The organism is Paenarthrobacter sp. CAP02 (genome assembly GCF_040137855.1).
Taxonomy (GTDB): domain Bacteria; phylum Actinomycetota; class Actinomycetes; order Actinomycetales; family Micrococcaceae; genus Arthrobacter.
The window spans coordinates 16,121-38,464 of the sequence record NZ_JBEEII010000006.1 but is presented as its reverse complement, the minus strand read 5'-3'; the positions used below and the strand labels follow the sequence as shown (position 1 = coordinate 38,464).

Sequence of the window (22,344 nt, the reverse complement as noted above, 5' to 3'; positions counted from 1 at the left end):
CGGGCCGAACGGAGATTTCGGCGTGCGCGAGCTGTGGACCTTTTTGTTCCTTTACTGAAGGTAAGGAGCGCAGGTAACGGGACCTGTGGTGGAAGGTGAACAGGAGATGAACGACGGCGGACCATTGGGTGATGTGGCGCGCGCCACCTTGAGCGTCGCCCGGGTTGCCGTCGTTGCGGATGCCAGGACAAATAGACTGGAGCACATGGCTGCCGCGAAGGGATTTTCTGCAAGCAAGAGGTTTCTGCGCGCCAGGGTCCGGACCGGCTTGGTTCGCAGCCGGAATTCGTTGACACCGGCCATCCAAATGACAGTGTGCGCCGTTGGTGCCTACGCCTTTGCCGAATACGTGCTGGGCCACCAGGGTCCCCTGTTTGCTGCCACGTCGTCCCTGATTGCCTTGGGCTTCTCCCGGGACCCCCGCCTGCGCCGGGTGATCGAGGTGGGCCTTGGCTGCACCCTCGGGATCGTTGTTGGCGACTTGCTGCTCCACTGGCTGGGCGCTGGGATCTGGCAGGCCGCCGTCGTTCTTCTTTTCTCCATCCTGTTGGCCAGGTTCCTGGACAGCGGCACCATCTTCACCACCCAACTGGGGCTGCAGTCGTTGTTGGTGGTGCTGCTTCCGGCTCCGGCCGGCGGGCCGTTCACGCGAAGCATTGATGCTGTGGTGGGTGGCGTGTGTGCGCTGCTGGTGACCATCCTGGTGCCCAAGGATCCGCGCAGGGAGCCGCGCAAGGACGTCCAACAGATCCTGCACGAGCTCGCCGAAGTGTTGCGGGAATGCGCCAAGGCCATGATCGAGAGCGATTCCACCATGGCCTGGCACGCCCTGATCCGCGGCCGCAATTGCCAACCGTTGGTGGACAGGATGCGGCAGACCCTGCGTGCTTCCGGCGAGGTAGCCACACTTGCTCCCGCGCACCGGAGGCATCGCGATGAACTGGCAAGCCTGGAACATTCGTTGGAGTACATCGATCTGGCCTTGCGCAACAGCCGCGTGTTCGCGCGACGCCTGACCAGCGCCATCAACCACGCGGCACTCTCCGATGAAGCGATCGACAGCATTTCCGAGGTCCTGCAGGAAACCGCGGCCGCAATCGACGAGATGACCATCGGGCTCGCCGAACAAAGCGAGGGTACCCGCCGGGTCCATCTGCGGCGTGCCCGGAACGACCTCAGTGACATCGCCGCCCGGCTCCACCCGAAGATGCTCGACGTCCAACGGCTCGAGGGCGAGACCGTGGTCATGCTGTTCCGCCCGCTCATGGTGGACCTGCTGGAGGCCAGCGGGATGGAACCGGAAGAGGCACGGACCGTCCTCCCACCGCTGTAGCTCCCCCTGGGCCAATAGTGTCGGCCCCCGCCACTACGCTTGGACCCATGGCTTCAAAGACTTCCCGCGCATCAAAGACCCCCGCCTACAAGTGCGCCGAATGCGGCTGGACGGCCATCAAGTGGGTGGGCCGCTGCGGCGAATGCCAGGCGTGGGGAACCGTTGAGGAATACGGCGCCACAGTGGCACGTACGACGGCGGCCGCCACCGTCCTGGAACCGGCCCGCCGTATCGCTGAGGTAGATGGGACAACCGCCGCGTTCCTGCCTACAGGGGTGGACGAACTCGACCGCGTACTCGGTGGAGGGCTCGTGCCCGGCGCTGTCATCCTCTTGGCCGGGGAACCCGGCGTCGGAAAGTCCACGCTCCTGCTGGATGTCGCAGCAAAGTTCGCGCGCACAGGCCAGGACGTCCTGTACGTCACCGGCGAGGAGTCCGCCGCGCAGGTGAAGCTGCGTGCCGAACGGATCGACGCCGTCGCGCACACCCTTTACCTTTCAGCTGAGACGGATCTGGGACAGGCCCTTGGCCAAGTGGAAAAGCTTGAGCCGAAGCTGCTCATTGTCGACTCCGTCCAAACGCTCAGCAGTGCAGAAGTGGAGGGCAGCGCGGGCGGTGTGTCACAGGTACGTGAGGTAGCTGCCTCGATCATCGCCGCTGCCAAACGACGAAACATGACAACCCTTTTGGTGGGCCACGTGACCAAGGAAGGCACCATTGCCGGGCCACGCCTGCTGGAGCACCTGGTGGACGTGGTGTGCCAGTTCGAAGGCGAGCGGCACTCCCGCCTTCGCCTGCTGCGGGCGGTCAAAAACCGCTATGGTGCCACGGACGATGTCGGCTGCTTCGACCTCAACGAGTCCGGCATTGAAGGCCTGGCGGACCCAAGCGGCCTTTTCGTGTCGCGCACGCGTGAACCGGTGTCCGGCACGTGCATCACGGTGACCATGGAGGGCCGGCGCCCCCTGCTCGCCGAGGTGCAATCGCTGCTTGCGGAGAGCCCCAATTCCCAGCCCCGGCGCGCAACCAGTGGGCTGGAGAGCTCACGGGTGGCCATGCTGCTGGCGGTCCTTCAACAGCGGGCCGGGTGCATGCTGCACAAGGATGACTCCTACGTTGCCACCGTGGGCGGGGTGAAGCTGACGGAACCGGCCACTGACCTGGCGGTGGCGTTGGCTGTTGCCTCGGCGAAGTCGCGGAAGGCTCTCCCCCAGAGACTCATCGCTTTCGGCGAAGTCGGGCTGGCCGGCGAGGTCCGTCCTGTTCCCGGAATCAACCAGCGCATCCAGGAGGCACACCGTCTCGGATTCACCCACGCGATCGTTCCGGCAAGCCCGGCGGGGGCAGGTGTGATTCCCGAGGGCTTCTCTGTGCGCGAGGTGGGCCACTTGGCAGAGGCGTTGGAGTTGCTGATTACTCAGGCATCATGATTGAGCTGCGGACCGCGGATCCCTAGGATAGGACGAAAGCGCAGCTCAGGAAGGCTCGGTGTTTGTTTTTGGGGGAGCAACCAGTGGAAGACAGCGCGTCCCGCAAGGAGAACCGCGCCGAGCTGTTGAGGGCGTTCACGTTGCCGGCGGTGATTGGCCTGGCGGTACTCGGTATAGCCGGGGTTAACTTCGCCAACTCACTGTCCCAGCGGGAGGCAGCTGCAACGCCGTCGGCCGCGGCCTGCGAAGTCACTCCGCGAAGCGAACTGGCCCCGGCGAACGGGACGTTGTTTGGCGTCAATCTGGATTACCATTCCAAGTCCTTGGCGACATTCGCCAAAGACCTGGGCCACAAACCCGCCGTCAGTGTTTCGTTTACCGGCTTTCCGTTGACACCCAAGGATGAAGAAGACCTCCAGAAGGCCGTTGAGCAGATCCATGCAGATGGCCGCATGATGCTCCTGACACTTGAGCCTGCCCAGGGCTTGAACGCCGTCACCGATGACACAGCCACGGCCTTGGCCAAGGACTTGGCGCGGTTCAACAAGGAGGGCGTCCCGGTCATCGTCCGGTTCGCGCACGAGATGAACGGCTCCTGGTACGCGTGGTCGCAGCAGCCCCAAAAATACGTGGCCGCGTTTCAGACTCTGGCCAACGCAGTACATAGGGACGCGCCCGGTTCAGCCATGATGTGGGCACCCAACTACGGCGGCGGTTACCCCTTCGCCGGGGGCCAGTTCGAGGCCAAGCCGGGGACGCCGGAATTCGCCGCCTTGGACACCAACAGTGACGGCGCACTGACGATGAACGATGACGCGTATTCGCCCTATTACCCGGGTGATGAGGCCGTGGACTGGGTGGGCATGTCGCTGTACCACTGGGGCAACAAATATCCCTGGGGTGAGAACGAACTCCCTGAGCCCAACAAATTCACGCAGCAGCTCACGGGAACCTATTCCGGCGCCAACGGCGACGACACCCTGCTGCCCGATTTCTACAACGTCTACGGCGTCCAGCACGGCAAGCCGGTAGCCATCCCTGAAACGGCGGCGCTCTTCGCTCCGTCGGCCGGAGGGGAACAGGAACTGGCCATCAAGGAGGCCTGGTGGAACCAGGTCTTCAGCCCTGCAACCCATCAGCAGCTCCCCTTGCTGAAGATGATCAACTGGTTCGAATGGGACAAGCAGGAAATCGAGGTCAAGGGCCGCGTTGACTGGACTGTTTCCAACACGCCGGCCGTGCGGGAAGCCTTTACAGCCGCGTTGCCGGAATGGTTCCAGTACGGCCCGGACCAGTCCTGCCAGCCCACGCCAAGGACTGGTCCATGACAAAGCGGAATGTGCTTGTTGGGGGACGCTTCTTCTTTGGCCTTTTGACCTTGGTGGCTGTTGGTGCGCAGCTGACGGTTCATGTTGGCTTGGGGTACGACGTCTGGAATTTCTTTTCCTACTTCACCAACCTGTCCAACATCTTCGCAGCACTTGTGCTGCTGATCAGCGGGTACAGGGTCCTGGTCCGGAAGCGGCCCAGCGAGGCTGACGACGTCACGCGCGGCACGGCCACGATCGCCATGGCCGTGGTAGGCCTGGTGTTCGGTGCTCTTCTGGCCGGGGAGGATCTCGGTTCCCTGCTGCCCTGGGTTAATTTCGTGGTGCACTACCTGATGCCCGTGGTGATGGTGTTGGACTGGCTGTTCCAGCCGCCGAGGACCACCCTCCGGCCGAAGCACATCTGGTATTGGCTGCTGTACCCCATTGGGTACCTGGCCTACAGCCTGATCCGGGGAGCTTTGGTCAATTGGTACCCGTACTGGTTCATTGATCCTGCCCGGGCCGGTGGTTGGGGTGGCGTCGTGATCTTCGCGCTGGCCATTTCCGTGGGTTTCCTCGTGGTGAGCCTGGCGATGATGTGGCTGGGCAACAAGATGAAGCGGCAAGTGGATTACTGAGTGGATGGGCCCGCGCGTAATTAACTACACCAACTTGTTATATCCGCCCACGTCAACGGGCTGCTTTCCCAAAGTGGGCCCCACCGCAGAGCCGGAAGTGGCCTCTTCCGCGGCTGCCCGAACATAACGAAATGACCCACTTTGGGGCTTGCTGGTGCGGTTAATGGTGCCCGGAAGCCCTATCATGGTGCTAGTCGTCAAAGGGGCATTTCTTCGCGTGTCCCCTGATGCCGGATTCAGCTTGTTTGTAAGCCGAGGCTTGCACCTTCGAAGGGAAACCCCATGGCCCGGAGCCCGGAAGAGTCGCTCAAGGCGACCCTGGCCAGAGTTGCACCCGGAACTCCGTTACGTGATGGCCTTGAGCGCATCCTTCGTGGACGTACCGGCGCCTTGATTGTGCTCGGATCGGACAGGACCATCGACTCCATCTGTTCCGGCGGATTCGATATCGGCATCGACTTCTCCCCCACACGCTTGCGCGAGCTCGCCAAGATGGACGGCGCCATCATCTGCGACAAGGATGCCAGCAACATCGTCCGGGCCGCTGTGCAGCTTGTTCCGGATTCCAGCATCGAAACCCAGGAATCCGGCACCAGGCACCGCACCGCCGAACGCGTGGCCATCCAGACCGGTGTCCCCGTCATTTCCGTCAGCCAGTCCATGCAGATCATCGCCTTGTACGTGAACGGGTTGCGCCACGTGCTGGAAGGCTCCGAGAAGGTCCTGGCCCGCGCCAACCAGGCCCTGGCTACGCTGGAACGCTACAGCGCCAGGCTGGACCAGGTCACCAGCTCGCTGTCGGCCTTGGAGATCGAGGCCCTGGTGACCGTCAGGGACGTTGCCGTGACGCTGCAGCGGCAGGAGATGGTCCGTCGCATCTCCGAAGAAATCGCCCAGTACGTCCTGGAACTTGGTGAGGATGGACGCCTGTTGTCCCTCCAGGTGGAGGAGCTCACGGTGGGCCGCGGCCCTGGAAGCGAAGTCATTATCCGCGACTACTCGGATCCTGACGCAACACCGGAGCAGATCGAAGAAGCCGTCCAGGCCCTCCTCAACCTTGGGCCCACGGAGCTGATCGACCTCAGCCGCATCGCCCACATCATCGGTTTCGCGGGAGGAGTGGAGCAGCTGGATGCGGTGGTCCAGCCCCGCGGGTACCGCCTGCTGTCCGGGCTCAAGTCCGTGCCCAAGGCTGTGGCCGACCGCCTGGTGGACTATTTCGGTGGCCTGCAGAACCTCATGGCTGCAACCATCGACGACCTGATGACTGTGGACGGCATCGGCGACCAGCGCGCCCGCACGGTCCGCGAGGGCTTGAGCCGCATGGCCGAAGCCAGCCTGCTGGACCGTTTCCTCTAAAGGCGACTGCCGCCGTCGGGCGTTGCCTGGCGTGGAACCGCCTAGTTCAGCTGGAAGGTGGCCTTGGGGCTCGACTTGTTTCCGAGCCTCGCCTCGAAGGTGTAGTAAGCGCCACCGGCACCGGGTTTGGCGTTGATCGCCGCGCAGCCTTCCAGCGTCCGGTTGCGCTGCCACGGGAAGTTGGCGATTTCACTCTTGCCGGGCTGGATGGTCTTGATGAGGTCCACGCCGCCTGTCTGGCAGTCCTTGGAGGAGAAGATGCGGTCCGCTCCGCTCATCACCAGGTACTCCATCTGCGACGTTCCGACGTTGACCTCGCACGGAGCGGCGCCGCCGTTGGTGATGGTCATGGTCAGGAGCGGCATTTCCTCGGCACCATAGGCAGGTTTATCGGTTTTCGCGGCCACGGTCATGAGGTTGAAGTCGCACACGGGCGTTGCGGATGCCGAGGGCGACGGCGTTCCCGACGGCACTGTCCCCTGCGTCGGCGCCTGCGTGGTGTCAGGCGAAACGACGGCTTGCGGTTCGGACTTTCCGGAAAGGGATCCGGTGATCGCAACAATGCCGGCCACCAGCAGCACGATCACCAGGAGCAGGGCGCCAAAAACAACCTGCCGACGACGGCGGTACACGGCAGGGCTCGGCCGGCGACGGTTTGCGGAGGTACTTTGTGGTGACGAACCGCGGGCAGCACCTTTCGCCGGCGCTGATGAGCGCGCGGAGGACTGCTGCTTACCCTTGGTGGACATGGTTCTAGGCTAGGCTCGTTGCGCCCGGGGTTCCTAACCTCCACGCCGCTGGCGCCCAATCCAAGGCTGTGTGACGTCGGCCATGCGACTGCGCCGGAGTCGCTCCGGGCCGGAATCCACTAGAGTTGTGGGCAGTATGACACTTCCCGACACCCTCCAGCTGGCCTCGCTCCACAACGCCTTGGCCCAGTGGTTCGAGGACACGGCAAGGGACCTCCCGTGGCGTGAACCCGACTGCAGCGCGTGGGGAATCCTGGTCAGCGAAGTCATGCTCCAACAGACCCCCGTGGTCCGCGTCCTTCCGGTGTGGTTCGACTGGATGGAACGCTGGCCCACACCGGCCCACCTCGCCAACGAGCCGTCCGGAGAAGCCGTGCGCCATTGGGGCCGCCTCGGTTATCCGCGCCGTGCATTGCGGCTGCACGCGGCCGCCGTCGCCATCCGGGATCAGCACAGCGGTTCGGTGCCCGACAACTACGACGAGCTCCTGGGGCTTCCCGGCGTCGGCAGTTACACGGCCGCCGCCGTCGCAGCCTTTGCCTTTGGCCGCCGGGAGACCGTAGTGGACACCAACATCCGCCGCGTCCACGCACGGCTCTTCGCCGGGAGCGCCCTTCCGGCACCAACGCTGACCGCCGCGGAGATGCGCCTGGCCGAGTCGCTGCTCCCCCTCGATCCGGAACTGTCCGTGCGCTGGAACGCTTCGGTCATGGAGCTTGGCGCCATGGTCTGCACCGCCCGCAGCCCCAAGTGCGCCGACTGTCCCGTCCGCGCAAGCTGTGCATGGCTCGCCGCCGGTGAGCCGCCGCCGTCGTACACGCCCAAGGGCCAATCCTGGCACGGCACCGACCGTCAGGTCCGCGGAGCCGTGATGGCGGTGCTCCGTGACGCTGCCACACCTGTCCCGCGGGAGATGTTCGAGCAGGCGCCCGCCGACCTGGGCTTCGCGCCCTCGGGCATCGGCATTCCACTCGCAGCGTTGCACCGCCTCAACTCGGCGCCCGAACAGTTGGAGCGCGCCTTGGACGGCCTGCTGACCGATGGTCTCGCGGAGATGCACGACGGCGGTTTGCGGCTACCGGCGTAGGGCATCGGGTCCTACCCTGAAGCATGGGCAGAATTGGGTTGGCCTTGGCGCTTGCGTGCACTGCGGGATTGCTGTCCGGCTGTTATCCGGAGCCCGTGGCGTGCCCGGCCATTGCGCGGGCTACCGGGGTGTCCGTGACCGTGGCCGCCTCCTATGCGGGCGACGTCGGTTCTCTTCGGCTGAAGGCCTGCCAGGACGGTAGCTGCACGGAGAAGGATCTGGTTCTGCAGCCGGGCTCAGCTGCCGTCGACCAGGGCTGCTCGCCGGAGGGTGTCTGCTCAGCGACGTCCTCCCCTGACGGGACCCTGCAGGGCTTCATGGAGTTGAGCGCGTTATCCGAAGCGCCCCTGGATGCGACGGTGAGCGGCACATCGATTTCCGGTGCCGCCTTGCCAGTGCGTACCCTGACATTCACTCCCAGGGGCGACTACCCGTTCGGCGAACAGTGCGGGCGGGTTATTTCGGCGGCGGTGGTCCTTGATGCGGCGGGATTGCGGCAGGGGTAGCAGTATCGAACGGCGCCGTTCCTCTAGCGATTTGATTTAGCCGGCGGTATTCCCGTGTCATTCCGCCCGAGTCGCCGCCGGGCCTGCCCCTGCCGGCACCTGCGTCACAGTGTCCTTCGCGGCCCACCGGAAGGATGCCGGGTACCGCACACCTCCAGCCGGGGAGGGAGTGGTGTCCTACAGGGTCTTCCTCGACGCAGCGCATAAGCCGGTCCCGAAGCCTGCGGAGGTTGCCGCGGAGGCCTGCCGACCCTTATCCCCGGTTAATTTCGCATCGTGAAAACTTGATTCCGATATTAAACACAGAGCGTCTCTGGAATTAGCAATCCGGAAACAAGGCACTCATAGCGTCTTGTGTGATCCCGGCCGTGACCCTGCACGGCCCCATGCACAGATAGGCGCACTCCTTGAAGATCCATGCACCTGAAACAGCCCCAACTCCAGCTGCGAAGAAGCCCTTATACAAATCCTTGTTCTTCCAAATCCTGATGGCGGTGGTAGCGGGAATCGTCATCGGGTACCTGTGGCCCAACATCGGGTCCGCGCTTCGCCCGCTGGGCGATGGCTTCATCCAACTCATCAAGATGATCATCGCGCCGCTGATTTTCCTGGTCATCGTCACTGGGATCTCAGCCGTGGGAGACGTAAGAGCCGTCGGTCGGGTGGGCGTGAAGGCCCTGGTCTACTTCACCGCCGCTACACTCTTCGCGCTTGCTTTTGGGCTGGTAGTGGCCAACGTCGTGCAGCCGGGCGCCGGCCTGAACATTGACCCCGCGTCCTTGTCCGAGGATGCCGTGAACGCCAAAACCACCACGGCCCCACCCAAGGATGCCGGACAGTTCCTGCTGGGCATCATCCCCACAAGCGTGGTGGGGGCATTTGCCTCAAACTCACTCTTGCAGGTGCTGTGCTTCGCCGTCTTCTTTGGAGCAGCAATCGTGGTGGTGGGGCGGGAGAAATGCAAGCCGGTCATTGACATCATGGAAACCACGTTGGAAATCTTCTTCAAGATCATGGCCTGGGTCATGCGGGTGGCTCCAGTGGGTGCGTTTGGCGCCATGGCCTTCATCATCGGCCAATACGGGCTTAGCTCCCTGAGCACCTACGCCCTCCTGGTGGCAGCATGCTACGGCTCTGCCCTGATCTTCATCGGCTTGTTGTTTGTGGTGGCCTGGGCCTACCCTCGTGTTCCCCTGTGGCAGTTCATCAAATACTCGCGCGAAGAGTTCATGCTGGCGTTGGGCACGGCCTCCACAGAATCCGTCCTCCCTCGCATCATGACAAAGCTGACCAACGCCGGCTGTTCCCGGGCAACCACGGGGCTGGTGGTTCCCACCGGATACTCTTTCAACCTCGACGGCGCGGCACTCTACCTGTCGATCTCCCTCCTCTTCCTCGCACAGGCCTTCGGGCACAACCTGGATCTGGGTCAGCAACTGGCCGCACTGGGCATTCTCATGCTGACCTCCAAGGGCATGGCCGGAGTCCCGGGATCAGCCTTCCTGGCCCTCTCGGCCACCGCTGGAGCCCTGGGAATCTTCCCGGTTGCAGGCGTGGCACTCCTGCTGGGGGCCGACCGGCTCATGGACTCCATGCGGGTTGTGGTCAACCTGCTTGGCAACTGCGTCGCCACTTTTGTGGTCTCCAAATGGGAGGGTCAATTCGATCGCGAGGCAATGCTGGCAGCTTTCCGCGGGGAGACCACGACCCCAGAGGAAGGGGACTCAGTCACCGAACCGACTGTGCCAACGCTCAGCAGTCCGCAGCCCCGGCTGACTGCCGGTACGAACTCGGCGTGAAGCCCAGGAACTTCCGGAAGTCGTTGGTCAGGTGCGCATGGTCCGCATAGCCAAGTTCGACGGCGATCACCGCAAGGTCCGCTGATGGATCGGAACGGGTGCGCTCGGCCGCGTCCTGCAGCCTTCGGCGACGAATAAGGGCGGAGGGACTCAACCCGATGTATTTTTTCGCGATCCGTTGCAACGTTCGCGGGGACACGGCAAGCAGGGATGCCGCATCTTCGATCCTGACCACCTCGGAGTCAGAAGCGATGATGTCCATCATCCGGTTCGCTAGCAGCGCCTCTTCGGACAACGCCACATCCAGGGAAACCAGCCACGCAACAAAGGCTTCCGCTGCCCGCCCGCGGCGGGTGCCGCCGTCGTGCGTTTCCATGGCCGCTGAAACGGCGGTGTGGAGGTCATGCAGGTCCAGCGCGAGACCTGTGTCGCGGAGGGTCTCCGGAGCATCGCTGAACAGCGGAACTGCGGCCGGTCGGAGCAGGGCTCCCACCGCCCATCCCTTGCCGCTCAGGTCACGGTAAGCGGCGCGGGTGGTGGGGCCGGAGAATTCGACCCCACCACCTTGGACCACAAGGTTGGAGGCAGGGTAGGCGATCAGGTGTTGCCGGGACGATCGGCCAGGTTCGATGTCCCACTCAGGGATCCAGAACCACTGGACAAGGTGCGCCACCGACTCCGGTGCAGGAAGGCGGTGGAAGGTGGGCAGCCGGGCGGGATAGAGGATGCCTTTGAACGAATCCGTCATTGGAGCCTTCCCGGAACCCAACCCCTCGCGAACCCGTCGCGAATCTCCAAGCGCTGGCCCCTACCAGGCACGTAGCGTCATATCCATGACAGATACTACAAGCACAGAAGCCGCCACCGCCGCGAACGGCGAGCACACCACGCACGGCGTCCCGAAAGGGTTGACCAGCCTCACGCCGTTCCTTGCGGTGTCCAACGCCAAGGAAGCGATCGCGTTCTACCGGGACGTGTTCGGCGCCAGGGTAGTGGGCGAAACCGAGATGGGCGGGGTGGTGGTCCACGCGGAACTCGACTTCGGGAACGGCCACCTGCAACTCGGCGAGCCCAACCCCGAATACCACTTGGTCCCGTCGCCCGAGGGCGAGGACGACTGCTATTCCTTGGGCCTCTACTGCTCCGATGCAGACGCTCTGGTCCGCAAAGCGGAACAAGCCGGCGCCACCATCAGGGAGCCGTTGAGCACCTTCGTTTCCGGTGACCGCTATGCCAGCATCCGGGATCCGTTCGGGGTCCGGTGGTCCATCATGACCCGCGTCGAGGACCTCTCAGAGGAGGAAAGCAACCGACGCGTCGAAGAGTGGGCGGCGCAGCACGGCTAGGCCCCAAACAGAGAAGGCCTAGCTGACGCAGAGGCAGAAGGGATGGCCAGCAGGATCAAGGAACACCCTGAACGTCTCGCCTGGCTGGTGGTCGGCCTTGCTGGCGCCGATGGCAAGGACTTCTTCTTCAGCCTTGTCCAGGTTGTCCACCACGACGTCAAAGTGCATCTGCTGCGGGATTGTCTGGCCCGGCCAGACGGGCGCCTGGTACACATCAACCTGCTGGAAGGAGATGCAGTTGCTGCCGTCCTCCGGGCGCACGTCGTACCAGTCGCCGTTCTCGTTGGAAACGTGCCATCCGAGCAATTCGGCGTAGAAAGCTGCGAGCGCTGCCGCGTCGGGGCAGTCGATGACAACGCTGGGGTGCTTGGCAATAGCCATGTTCTAGACCTCGTCTGCTGTTTTCTTCATGCGGGCCAGGGCGCTCTTGGTGCCCCGTTGGGTAAGTACGTGAACAACTGCGCCAACACCGGCGGAGACCACGGCGAAAACCAGGACGCCCGGCAGGGAGTCGTTCAGGTCCGTTCCGTCCTTCGGAGCGGGCTTGCCGGTCTTCTTCTCCCAGAGGCCTTCCAAAGTCTTGTTCGCGATGGCACCTGCGCCGAGGCTAACAGCAATGCCGAACAGTTTTACCAGTATGTTCACGAAGATCCTCCATCAAATAGTGCCTCGAAGCGAGGCCTCCCACAGCAAGACAGGGCCGCTGCAACCGCAGCGGCCCTGTCCACATTCCTAGTCCTTCTTGAAGGCGTCCTTCAGCTTCTCGCCTGCGCCCTTGAGGTCGGCTTTGACCTGGTCGCCCTTGCCCTCAGCCTCGAGGCCTTTGTCGTCCGTCAGCTTGCCGGCAGCTTCCTTGGCCTTGCCGCCCAGCTTCTCGCCGGTGTTCTCGATCTTGTCGTCAGCACCCATGTCGCACCTCTTTCTTCGTAGGAACCTTGTACCTCTACAACATCACTAATCAGCATACTTAGCAATATCTTGGTCGAAAAACCGTTTAGTTAGAGCTCGCCAAACCCCTCTTCAACCAGCTTCCGCACGTAGTCCACAGCCCTCTCGGCATCCTTCCCACGGGCTTCCACATGCAGCTCGGATCCCTGCCCCGCTGCGAGCGCCATCAACGCCATGATGGACATGCCATCCACTCCGTTGACGGTCACGTCCACGTCCATTCCGGACAGGCCGCCGGCGATCTTCGCCGCCGGACGCGCATGCATTCCCAGGGGGTTGATCAGGGTAAAAGTCCCGCTCGCGTCAGGTTCAGCAGCGCCCGCGTCGGCAGCCTGGGGTGCAGCCACTGAACTTCCACTGAAAGTTACGGCTTCAGCCGCTTTGAGCACATCCTCGACGCCGGCCCCTCCCTGGGCGGCGACGGCGGCAGCAACCAGTCCTTCGACCAAAGGCGCGTCGGCCAGCCGCACAGCCTCGGGAGCGCTGGCGAATTCCACCGCAGATTCGGCCGTCATCACGGCCGAGCCCAGGTCCGTGAGCACCACCACCCCGTCACCACCGGAATCAACCAGTGACTGCTCGACGGCGGCCAGCACCTTCTCCAGGCTGGTACCGATCCGGTCGTCGTCGGTTCCCCCGGCGGCGACGAGTTCGACGTCGGGCGCCATCTGGGCGGCGAGTTCCACTGCACCTTCAGCGATTTTGCTGCTGTGCGAAACCACCACGATTCCCACCGTCATGCGTCCCCGGTTCCTGTGCCGTTGCCGGCAGCTGTTGCGGCTGCCCGCAGGAGCAGCGCTGTTGATGCGGCACCGGGGTCGCGGTGCCCGGCGCTGCGTTCCCCCAGGTAACTGGCCCGACCCTTCCGGGCCACCAGTTCGTCCGTGGATTCGGCTCCGGCCTGGGCGGCTTGAGCGGCGGCGTCCAGGACCTCCCTTGGGTCTTTGCCTGCGGCCGCTGCCTTTTGTGCGGCTTCGACAGCTGGAGTCCAGGCGTCGATCATGGTTTTGTCGCCGGGTTCCGCCTTGCCGCGGGCCACTACGCCGTCCCGTGCTGCGGCGAGCGCCGCGGCCAGGGCTTCAGCATCCACATCCGCCAGATCGCCCAGCGAGGTGGCCGCGCGCAGGTACGCCGTTCCATAGAGGGGTCCGGCCGCACCACCCACCTTTGACATAAGGGCCATGGCCGCCACTTTGAGTGCCGCACCCGGCGTCTCCGGTGGGGCTTCCTCCAGTTTGGCAACAACCGCCTGGAAACCCCGGTCCATGTTTTCGCCGTGATCAGAGTCGCCGATTGCGCGATCCAGTTCGATCAGTTCCGTGCGGTGCCGGGCCATGGAGTCGGCGGAGAGTTTCAGCCATTCCACAGCCCACCCGGCGTCCAATCCCATGCTCAGGCACCCCACCGCAGGGCTGCAGTGTGGACGGGTGCGTCCCAGAGCCTGGTCATCTCGTCGTCCAGGCGCAGCACGGATACTGAACAGCCCTGCATCTCAAGGGAAGTCACGTAGTTTCCCACCAGCGAGCGCTCCACCGTGGCGCCGCGTTCGGCGAGGACCTGCGCGGCCCGGCGGTACACGATATACAACTCACTCTGCGGGGTTCCGCCCATGCCGTTGACGAACAGCAGGACCTGGTCACCTGATGCGATCCCCAGATCCTCCAGAACGGGTTCCAGCAGCCGGTCCGTGATGGCGTCGGCGCTTTCCATGGGGATCCTGTGCCTGCCCGGTTCGCCGTGGATGCCGATTCCGATTTCAATTTCGTCATCGGCCAGTTCAAAGCTCGGTGTACCCGCGTGCGGCACAGTGCAGCCGGACAGAGCAACGCCCATGGTCCGCACGTTGGCTACTACACGTTCGGCGATTGCGGTGACAGTATCCAGGTCGTCCCCGCGCTGGGCGGACGCTCCGGCGATCTTTTCCACCAGGACGGTTCCGCCCACCCCGCGGCGTCCTGCCGTGTACAGCGAGTCCTCCACGGCGACGTCGTCGTTCACCAGCACCGAACGGACGCGAACGCCTTCAGCCTGGGCCATTTCCGCAGCGGTTTCGAAGTTCAGCACGTCACCGGTGTAGTTCTTCACGATATGGACGACGCCGGCACCTGAGTCCACGGCGACAGTCGCTGGAATGATCTGGTCGGGTGTGGGAGAGGTGAAGACCGCGCCGGGCACAGCGGCGTCGAGCATTCCGAGTCCCACAAAGCCTGCGTGAAGGGGTTCGTGCCCGCTGCCTCCGCCGGAAACCAGGGCAACTTTGCCCGCTACCGGCGCTGCCTTCCGGACAACGAATTTGGGGTCGGGATGGACGTCCACGATGTCGGCATGGGCCATGCCCAAACCTTCGACGGACTCGTCCACCACGGCGCGTGGATCATTGATGAGCTTTTTCATTGGATGCTCCTGGGCATGCTGTGGCTGGTGCTCTGACCCTACTACCGGCGGGCGGGCCCACGGTAGGTCCCAAAGCGAAGGGATGACAGTTAAATGATGGAAGGGGCAGCCCTTCGACCGCCCCTCCACCTGCGCTTCTGTTCACGGGTCAGTCTTCGGCACCCGGCGCCGGAGTCAACGCGGACTCGTCCCGGGGACGTACTTCCGGCCAGAAGGCCGAGTAGAGGTCCGGATCCGGATACCGCTCCCCCGCCCACGACTCCCCGTTTGGCAACGATCCATACGGAATGTCGATCTGGAAAGCAGAGAAATCAGGAAAAATCACCCGATGGTCCATTGCCGTCAGCTCCCTAGCTGTTCAGCACGGCGTCGCCACCGGCGGTCACAACGTCTTCGAGAAGCACCGTCTGGTCGATGACCGGAAGACCCACGACGTGCCCGAAGCTGAACATGTTCTTCGGGTCAAGCTCGGCTTTCGCCTTCCGGAGCCGTTCGCGGACAGTGGGACCCCAGGGCCGCTCCCTGTCCTCGGCGTCGACGAAGTGGCCGTGGAGGTTAACAAAAGTCCCGCCGCTGGAGGCATCGCGCAGGTCGTCGCGAACGGCGTCGAACACTACGGGAAGCAGCTCCACCAGAGGAGGGACAGCCATGCCCGCCATGAAGAAGCTGAACGCGGCGTCGCGCGCCCCAACCGTGTCCTCGCCGTCGGCGCTCTTGGCCAAGGCGCCGCCGAGCAGCCGCACCTCCGCCATCAGCACCGGGCTCTGCACGCCTGGTCCGAAGTGGCGCAGGATCGCGCTCTTTGCTCCGCCGTCCAAACGGTCCAGCAGGAAGCCACGCTCGCGCACGGGCACAGGCTGGTCCGGGTCCTGGTGGATACTGTCCAGCTGGGTGGAGTCCAGGGGGCCGGTCCCATCCATCATCAAAGGCGCACTCCGTCGCATCGGCTCCAGCAATTGCGTCGCCACGGCCGCGTCGCCCTGGTACGCGTAACGCAGATGCACGACGAACTTGCCCCGCAAAGGTTCGGGAATCATCTCCATGTCCGGGAGGCGCAGGAAAGCCAACGACGCCGACGCCTCCTGGGGCAGCGACGGAACCCATTCACTGAACTGCTGGAGGACCGCCGGGGCATGCTCACCGTCGAAGTACAGCCCACCGGCGAAGAGGTCAGTGCCCGGGAACAAGTGGAATTCCATGGCCGTGACAATGCCAAGGTTTCCCTTGCCTCCGCGCAGGAGATGGAAAAGCTCCGCATTCTCGTCCTTGGTTACCCGTCGGTGCGTGCCGTCAGCAGTGACGATCTCGAAGGCGATCACATGGTCCGATGCGAACCCGTACTTTCGACCCATGATCGGCAAGCCACCGCCCAACGTGTAACCCACCACGCCGACGTCGGTGGTGGAACCGCAGAGCCCCATGAGCCCGAATGTGGATGCCAGTTCCACGACGGCCTTCCAGCGGACGCCGGCGCCAACGCGGGCCGTCCGTTCGACGGGATCGATACTGAACTCCAGCATTCGACGGGTGCTGATTAGCAGGCCGCCCTCAATGGCGTTGGTGGCTCCGTGGCCGGTGGATTGGACGGAGACGGGCATTCCGCGTTCTCCGGCCCAGCGGACCGCTGCCGAAACGTCCTCTGCGTCGAGGGCGCCGAAGGCAACATCCGGCTGGTGCTGTGTGGACAAATTGAAGGCCGCTACTTCGGCGGCGAAGCCTGGATCGGCTGGCGTGAACACTGGACCGCGCACATTGAGTTGGAGTTGTGAAACATCTGGAAAGGAGGCGTGGGACTGCATGATCTTCTCTCAAATTGACCGAAGTGATGGAAGCTTCCCCAACAAGCCGCTATCAGTTTATCCATCAACTTTAGATAAGAGAAGAGGTTTAAATCACCCATAATCGAGCAGGGCCCAGCCACCCGTCGGAGCTGGGTTCTAAAAGGGGTTTGGGCGCAGGTTAAAGCTGCTTGATCATGCGCGTATTGCCCAGGGTGTTGGGCTTCACGCGGGCAAGGTCCAGGAACTCGGCCACGCCTTCGTCATGCGAGCGCAGGAGTTCCGAATACACCTGCGGATCAACGGCCGACTGGTCCGCCATGACTTCAAAGCCGTGGCGCTTGAAGAAGTCCACCTCGAACGTCAGGCAGAACACCCGGCTCACGCCCAGCGCCTTTGCCTCTTCCAGCAGGTTCTCCACCAGGACATGGCCCACGCCGCGGCCCCGCCAGGAGTCGGCCGCGGCCAGCGTGCGGATCTCGGCCAGGTCCTCCCACATCACGTGCAAGGCGCCGCAGCCAATGACCTCGCCGGTATTGGATTCGGCAATCCGGAATTCCTGCAGGCTCTCGTAGTACGCCACGGTCTCCTTGGCCATGAGGATCCGTTCCTCAGCCAGAGGAGCCACCAGCCTCTTGATCGCCGCCACGTCACTGGTGCGGGCAGGGCGAAGGCTGAAGGTCGAATCCACTCCCCCATACTAGCGAGGCCGCAACCTCAACTGAGCCTCCGCACTTGCCAGTTAGTGCTGTTCCCATAACACGTCCGTTCCGGTGGTCACTGTGCTGTGGGTGGATAAACCTGCCGAAGCGTTAGAACTTTTTCCAAGCCGAAGGAATCTATACCTTCGGCATGAAAAAATATGTCGTGCGGTCCTGAATCAATCCCTCCTTGAAGGTAAAGAAATCTGCAAACGAGACCCGCAAGTCCTCACCGGAATGCCCCTTGCCTTCAAAATCACCGCGCACAGCTGCTGACTGATCGGCAATCAGGACCTCTTTGAGCCGGTGGTTTCCGGAAGCTATTACCCGCTCTTGGCCATAAAACTGGCGCAGGCGCTCACGTCCGACAAGCGCCCCGTAACCAGGCCGGTGATAGGCGGCGTCCTGACAAAATAGTTCGTGCACAGTGGCGGGATCCTCATCCACGCGCAGATAATAATTGCGAACCAATTCATCGATACTTGCCACCGCCGCCCCTTTCATATCGTTTGGTTCAGGGACCCGTGCAGCGACAAGGCCATGCCTTGTGAGTACTGGATGCCCGCCTCTGAGAGTTGCCTTCTCAATCGCGGCGACGGAGGGGCGCCTTCCTCCCGCGCTTGTTCGGGAACAAGCAAACGCTTGAGTAGGGGCGCCGGGCTTTTGCTGTTCCTTGCGGCCTGTCCGATTCGAGCTTGGACCTCTGGCCAGTAGGACTCCATCTTCTTGCCGCCAAGTACTTCCGCGGAGGGCAGAGCCGCCAAGACCGCCAGGTTTATCGCGTTGCTGTAGACGAATGGTGTCTCACCACTCGTAGCCGCCCGAAGTCGCCCCCCGGCCCCTATCACCCGTGCCCCGTCGGCCAATTCGAGAAGGGCGCGCATCCACACACCCGTGCTGGTCAAGTCGCCGGCGACTTCCAAAGCGGCCTCAACCAACCACTCCAACCGGACATAGATTGTCCTCGAGGTAGCTGAGAACCCGCAGGACCGTTCGATGCTGGCCATGAGGTTGATGTAACACCAAGCTCGATCAGTGGCGAGGGCCGCCATTCGCGCCGCCCTGCGGTCATGACCAGTTAGCATGTCAGGAAATGTCGAGCAACCATTCTGGCTCGCTATGGTGGCATGACTCTGTTTCTTGTTCCTCGTAAACATACTCACGCGGCGCAAATTGGCCTCTTGATCCAGGATCCACCACGCGTAGGGTCGCCATCCGAGATCAGAAAAGTTTGTGTGCGTGAGCACCACGCGAAGGTGAATGGTGTCGGATTCTGTACCTTGCAGTTCGGCCGCATGCCAACCGACTCTTGCCCTGGGAAAGAAGACATTTGGGCTGGCATGAGGCAGTGTAAGCAATATCCGCCCACCATTGCCCAGCCTCTCCAAGGCAGCCTGGCTGTGTCCCAGAATGTCCGCGAGCTCATGGCCGACTGGCGAGTCAGGAAGCTCGCTGCGATGCGCGGATATGCGCTTCACCAGAGCTTCCAGGAAATTCGCTCTTCCATCGTCAGCGTCCAATCTCACCAAAGACCCCCTCCCTCCGCGACGATTCCTGCCGCCACCAAATCAACCAGAAGACGGCGCAGACCCCAGCCAGCGCCCATACCGCCGCCTCCAAACCGGCGAAGGACGAAATGGCCCCCGCAGCAAGCGCAAAGAGCGCCTTGGACAACGAGGCAACCACATTTCGCGTCATCGCGAATGAACCTACCTCCTCGGCAGGGGGAGTTTGGTTTGTAAGGACCTGCATCACGATTACGTGCAGAGTGAGCACGAGGGTCAGGACCCCGGCCAGGAAGGCGACCGCGAATTCCGCCCCGAGCAAGTTGAGGCATACCAACAAAATTGCGCTGGCAGGCATCGCCCACCGGAGGACCATCAATGGAGTGGAAAGTCTTGACGAAAGGATCAACCCAGCTACGAATCCTCCGGCCATGCTCGTTACGTTCATCACGGCGTAGAAGGCGGGCGCTGACGGAGCCGTCGCCTCGCTCAATGAAGGCAGAAGCGTTGTCAACGCCTGCAGCGATCCACTGCTTGGAACAGAAAAGAGGAGCACGGAGACCAACGCAGGACTAAGACGGGATCGGACCTTGGGCGATCGGCGCGTCCCTGGCGTTTCCTCATCCTCTGCATTTTTCCGGCGTGCCCGCGCAGAGTCGTTCCGCACTGCAAGACGCAATACGAATGCACTCGCGGCATAAAACGCCCCACATATCAAGAGCCCTGCGGGTCCTAAGCCAGTGCTCAGCAAAAGACCAGCACCCCCGGCGCCCACGACCTGTCCTGCCAGGCTGGCGGATGAAGAAAGTTGCAACGTCTTCTTGGCGGCCTCAGGCTGTAAGCAGGTTCTAAGAAGCCTGCCCACAACAGCTTTGTTCACGAGCTTGACAAGCGACAGCAGGGCCTGGCTGGCCAGGATCATGATCACGGAAATAAGCGGATCTCCAGCCAACAATTGCTGAACGCCCACAACAAGGGAACCAAGCGCCAAAAACCAATTGCTCCATCCGGCAAGCGATCGGGCATCTCCCTTATCTGCATGCTTTCTCACGGCCAGGCCTACTGCAGCCGCGGGCGCATAGCCGGCGAAGACTGCCCACCCGACCAGAAGGCCACTACCGCCGATCTGAAAGGCAGTCCAGAGGATAATCACTTGCTGAGCGCCTTCAGCCAGTGCTGACAGTAACGAAAAAGCAAGGAATCCTCGGGAGGAACCTGCCGCACTCTCCGAGTTCGCCAGTGCCTCGGGCGACACCACATTTTTGTTCATATGGCCTTCGAGATCCTTTCTGTGAGGGAGTACGCCTGCGACTCGGTGGAGGTCTGGAAAAATGCATGCCAGGAGAATGAACACGACTCTTTAGGCCGAGACTCTCCTGAATCCAGTTCTTCCAGGGACACAACCTCTGGTTGTCGCAACAGGAACGCCCGCTGCTCAGCTCTGGATAGGTTTGCCGACGGAACAACGCCGAGCACTCCGGCCCAAGGAGTGGCAGGGCTTACCCGCGATAGCGATGGCGTCGGAAGCGGCATGCCAAGTTGAGCTCTGATGAAGGCATCCCAAAGATCCAACCCCTTATGGCGACGCAGCGCTTCTGCAACACCCCCGCCTGCTGGCCGCATGGCGATTTCGCCGAGGAACATAGCCCCGTCAACTACCAGCAACTCGATATGAAATACGCCATCGAGGTTTGGGGCCGCCGTGAGGATATCCGCAACAAGCAGACGAGCCCGCCGGCTCATTTCGTGCTCCTCGGGGAGATGGATGCTGGCCCGGGTGTTACCTCTCGCTTCCAAAACCGGCCGGTCATACTTGGACACTGCCGCGGCAGCCAACTCCCCGCCAATCAAGACACCATCGCAATGAAGCTCTGTTTCAACATCCAAAGCCGCCTCTACTACCTGGTCATCAGAAGCACCGCTTATTACTTCAAGCAGCCGCTCCATGGAGTGCCGCTCCACACCCCTGCTTGACGAACCCAATGCGGGTTTGACTATAAATTCAGAAAAGCCAGAAAATGCGGTGCCGCCTTCCAGCTCCATGTCTGATGTCCAACGCGGAGCCATGGGCACAACTGGGGAAAAGACGTGATGCATCTCCCGCTTGTCCGTTACTGCCAAGCTCTGCCCAAGCTTGAGGCCGGGAAGGGAATAGTGCTCCCTGAGCCGCCCGGCCAAGAGCATGTTACTTTCCGACGTTGCAATAACATGCGAGCAGCCATGCCGCTCGAAAGCATCTGCAGCCGACTCAAAACTCCGCAGCTCTGCGGGACTCGTGACATCTTGAAATACGAGGTCGAGGCCCGGAACATCCTTACATACCCTCAAGACCGACGGCTTTGCAGGGCTGAGCACCAAGGCACGGCGAGTCTCAGCCACGATCGGCCCCGTTTACCTCAACCAACTCAAGCATCGCAGCCTGCAGATGCGATTCCGATGCGGCCTGAACGATTGCGAAGCCATCACGGTTGTAAGCTCCTCCCCCAGTCGGAGAATCCGCCAGCTCGATTTGGCAAATATTCTGGAAATTTTGACGATAGAAATCAATACTCAGCTGCGACCCAGGAAAGCGACGCAGATAAACAAACCCAAATACCGGACTTGGATCAACGACGCGCGCATTTATGGATGGCCTTTGTTCCAGCGCAGCCTGGACATGGGCCTCAAAAAGATCAACCCCATAAGTCAAGTTGATAATCTCCGGCACATGGCCGCCCGGTGGACGGATTGCGATTTCACCTAGAACTAAACCGCACTCGGATATGAAGGCTTCAAGATGAAAAACACCGTTTGGTGCTTGAAGAGCGCTGAGTGCATTGCCGACGAGCTCCTCCGCATGAGTAAAGAGCGCACTATTCATCACTTCTGTAACTATATGATCAGCCATGATGCCGTCGTCATTGCATTTGTATGGCGAGTCAAGATATCGGGCCAAACTCAACCACAGGACTGAATCATCCCACCACACACCATCAACGTGGAACTCAGGACCAACTACACGACTCTCAGCCAGATATTGAAAACTTGAGGCAATTCCCGGCAAGGCAGCCTCAAAATCACTGGCAGATTCGACCAGTTTTACACCGTCGGAACCAAAGCCCGAACTGGGCTTTACGAAAAATCGCTGCCCTAGCTGCCGAGAAAGACAATGGTAGGTGTCCGTCAGCTCAATCGGCACACTTTCAGCGTGCGCGACGCTGTCCCCAAGATGCATTTTTTGGAGGTGCTTGTCCCGGAAGACCAAGGACCGGCCAAGATCCTTGTCGCCCGGAAGATTCAGAGCCAACCTTGCCACCAGGGTGGTGAAGACCCCCTGCTCATGACCTGTTACTGCCGCTGCAAAATCCCCAACCGGGTGCCGCCGAAGGACTGCGCCCAGAACTTCCTCCGGGGATTCTATGCTTCGAACCAAAATTATATCCAGCCCTTCGAGCTCGGGCTTCATTTTTTGAAGGACTATA

The 22,344-nt window shown here is 62.2% G+C and carries 24 protein-coding genes; 9 read left to right on the top strand and 15 right to left on the bottom strand.

The genetic code is table 11. From position 1 onward, the window contains the following. Positions 1-205: 205 nt before the first annotated feature. From ABHM97_RS11745 to disA, 5 genes are all read left to right on the top strand, one after another. On the top strand, positions 206-1,333 hold the full coding sequence (locus ABHM97_RS11745) for an FUSC family protein (RefSeq protein WP_235520337.1): 1,128 nt from the start codon (positions 206-208) through the stop codon (positions 1,331-1,333). 47 nt (positions 1,334-1,380) lie between these two features. Further along, positions 1,381-2,763, top strand: a complete 1,383-nt coding sequence (gene radA, locus ABHM97_RS11740; protein WP_349470793.1) for a DNA repair protein RadA — start codon at positions 1,381-1,383, stop codon at positions 2,761-2,763. A gap of 83 nt (positions 2,764-2,846) precedes the next feature. Then, on the top strand, positions 2,847-4,091 hold the full coding sequence (locus ABHM97_RS11735; protein ID WP_349470792.1) for a glycoside hydrolase family 26 protein: 1,245 nt from the start codon (positions 2,847-2,849) through the stop codon (positions 4,089-4,091). Beyond that, positions 4,088-4,711 carry a Pr6Pr family membrane protein gene (locus tag ABHM97_RS11730; protein WP_349470791.1) on the top strand — a complete coding sequence of 208 codons (624 nt, stop codon included), beginning with the start codon at positions 4,088-4,090 and terminating at the stop codon, positions 4,709-4,711. The genes ABHM97_RS11735 and ABHM97_RS11730 overlap by 4 nt, the downstream gene beginning before the upstream one ends. 282 nt (positions 4,712-4,993) lie before the next feature. After that, complete coding sequence (gene disA, locus ABHM97_RS11725) at positions 4,994-6,070, top strand: DNA integrity scanning diadenylate cyclase DisA (RefSeq protein ID WP_235520341.1); 1,077 nt, start codon at positions 4,994-4,996, stop codon at positions 6,068-6,070. Between the two features lie 41 nt (positions 6,071-6,111). On the opposite strand, the gene ABHM97_RS11720 is transcribed toward disA, so the two are convergent. Beyond that, the gene (locus ABHM97_RS11720; RefSeq protein ID WP_349470790.1) at positions 6,112-6,819 is read right to left on the bottom strand and encodes a hypothetical protein; all 708 of its coding nucleotides are present in this window, start codon (positions 6,817-6,819) and stop codon (positions 6,112-6,114) included. Positions 6,820-6,955: 136 nt separating this feature from the next. Here ABHM97_RS11720 and ABHM97_RS11715 point away from each other — a divergent pair, with 136 nt between their 5' ends. The 3 genes from ABHM97_RS11715 to ABHM97_RS11705 all read left to right on the top strand — a co-directional run bounded on the left by ABHM97_RS11715 (position 6,956) and on the right by ABHM97_RS11705 (position 10,211). Beyond that, positions 6,956-7,906, top strand: a complete 951-nt coding sequence (locus tag ABHM97_RS11715; RefSeq protein WP_349470789.1) for an iron-sulfur binding domain-containing protein — start codon at positions 6,956-6,958, stop codon at positions 7,904-7,906. A 23-nt stretch (positions 7,907-7,929) separates the two neighbouring features. Beyond that, complete coding sequence (locus ABHM97_RS11710; RefSeq protein ID WP_349470788.1) at positions 7,930-8,412, top strand: hypothetical protein; 483 nt, start codon at positions 7,930-7,932, stop codon at positions 8,410-8,412. A gap of 488 nt (positions 8,413-8,900) precedes the next feature. Then, positions 8,901-10,211: a cation:dicarboxylate symporter family transporter gene (locus ABHM97_RS11705; RefSeq protein WP_502921286.1), complete on the top strand. Its 1,311-nt coding sequence runs from the start codon at positions 8,901-8,903 to the stop codon at positions 10,209-10,211. On the opposite strand, the gene ABHM97_RS11700 is transcribed toward ABHM97_RS11705, so the two are convergent. Then, on the bottom strand, positions 10,165-10,959 hold the full coding sequence (locus tag ABHM97_RS11700) for an AraC family transcriptional regulator (RefSeq protein WP_349470786.1): 795 nt from the start codon (positions 10,957-10,959) through the stop codon (positions 10,165-10,167). The two genes, ABHM97_RS11705 and ABHM97_RS11700, sit on opposite strands and share 47 nt — an antisense overlap. Before the next feature lie 85 nt (positions 10,960-11,044). Between ABHM97_RS11700 and ABHM97_RS11695 the strand changes: the two genes are divergently transcribed. Further along, positions 11,045-11,557, top strand: coding sequence for a VOC family protein (locus tag ABHM97_RS11695; RefSeq protein WP_349470785.1), 513 nt, complete (start codon positions 11,045-11,047; stop codon positions 11,555-11,557). A gap of 18 nt (positions 11,558-11,575) precedes the next feature. On the opposite strand, the gene ABHM97_RS11690 is transcribed toward ABHM97_RS11695, so the two are convergent. The 13 genes from ABHM97_RS11690 to ABHM97_RS11630 form a co-directional block, all read right to left on the bottom strand. Then, positions 11,576-11,938 (bottom strand): VOC family protein, encoded by a 363-nt coding sequence (locus ABHM97_RS11690; protein ID WP_349470784.1) that lies wholly within the window; start codon positions 11,936-11,938, stop codon positions 11,576-11,578. A 3-nt stretch (positions 11,939-11,941) separates the two neighbouring features. Continuing rightward, the gene (locus ABHM97_RS11685; protein ID WP_257370313.1) at positions 11,942-12,202 is read right to left on the bottom strand and encodes a DUF4235 domain-containing protein; all 261 of its coding nucleotides are present in this window, start codon (positions 12,200-12,202) and stop codon (positions 11,942-11,944) included. A gap of 87 nt (positions 12,203-12,289) precedes the next feature. Next, complete coding sequence (locus tag ABHM97_RS11680; RefSeq protein ID WP_235520350.1) at positions 12,290-12,466, bottom strand: CsbD family protein; 177 nt, start codon at positions 12,464-12,466, stop codon at positions 12,290-12,292. Between the two features lie 89 nt (positions 12,467-12,555). After that, complete coding sequence (dhaM, locus tag ABHM97_RS11675; RefSeq protein ID WP_349470783.1) at positions 12,556-13,245, bottom strand: dihydroxyacetone kinase phosphoryl donor subunit DhaM; 690 nt, start codon at positions 13,243-13,245, stop codon at positions 12,556-12,558. Continuing rightward, on the bottom strand, positions 13,242-13,895 hold the full coding sequence (gene dhaL, locus ABHM97_RS11670; RefSeq protein WP_349470782.1) for a dihydroxyacetone kinase subunit DhaL: 654 nt from the start codon (positions 13,893-13,895) through the stop codon (positions 13,242-13,244). The genes dhaM and dhaL overlap by 4 nt, the downstream gene beginning before the upstream one ends. 2 nt (positions 13,896-13,897) lie before the next feature. Continuing rightward, entirely contained in the window at positions 13,898-14,899 is a 1,002-nt protein-coding gene (dhaK, locus tag ABHM97_RS11665; RefSeq protein ID WP_349470781.1) for a dihydroxyacetone kinase subunit DhaK, read from the bottom strand. Between the two features lie 148 nt (positions 14,900-15,047). Further along, positions 15,048-15,224, bottom strand: coding sequence for a hypothetical protein (locus tag ABHM97_RS11660; RefSeq protein WP_235520354.1), 177 nt, complete (start codon positions 15,222-15,224; stop codon positions 15,048-15,050). Between the two features lie 25 nt (positions 15,225-15,249). Continuing rightward, the gene (locus tag ABHM97_RS11655) at positions 15,250-16,638 is read right to left on the bottom strand and encodes an FAD-binding oxidoreductase (protein ID WP_349470780.1); all 1,389 of its coding nucleotides are present in this window, start codon (positions 16,636-16,638) and stop codon (positions 15,250-15,252) included. A 220-nt stretch (positions 16,639-16,858) separates the two neighbouring features. Beyond that, the gene (locus tag ABHM97_RS11650; RefSeq protein WP_257370319.1) at positions 16,859-17,368 is read right to left on the bottom strand and encodes an amino-acid N-acetyltransferase; all 510 of its coding nucleotides are present in this window, start codon (positions 17,366-17,368) and stop codon (positions 16,859-16,861) included. A gap of 148 nt (positions 17,369-17,516) precedes the next feature. After that, complete coding sequence (locus ABHM97_RS11645) at positions 17,517-17,867, bottom strand: nuclear transport factor 2 family protein (protein WP_257370320.1); 351 nt, start codon at positions 17,865-17,867, stop codon at positions 17,517-17,519. 1,020 nt (positions 17,868-18,887) lie between these two features. Beyond that, complete coding sequence (locus ABHM97_RS11640; RefSeq protein ID WP_235520358.1) at positions 18,888-20,153, bottom strand: MFS transporter; 1,266 nt, start codon at positions 20,151-20,153, stop codon at positions 18,888-18,890. Further along, positions 20,150-21,241 carry an ATP-grasp domain-containing protein gene (locus ABHM97_RS11635; protein ID WP_235520359.1) on the bottom strand — a complete coding sequence of 364 codons (1,092 nt, stop codon included), beginning with the start codon at positions 21,239-21,241 and terminating at the stop codon, positions 20,150-20,152. Before ABHM97_RS11635 ends, ABHM97_RS11640 begins: the two co-directional genes overlap by 4 nt. Before the next feature lie 13 nt (positions 21,242-21,254). Beyond that, positions 21,255-22,328 carry an ATP-grasp domain-containing protein gene (locus ABHM97_RS11630; protein ID WP_349470779.1) on the bottom strand — a complete coding sequence of 358 codons (1,074 nt, stop codon included), beginning with the start codon at positions 22,326-22,328 and terminating at the stop codon, positions 21,255-21,257. Positions 22,329-22,344: the final 16 nt, after the last annotated feature.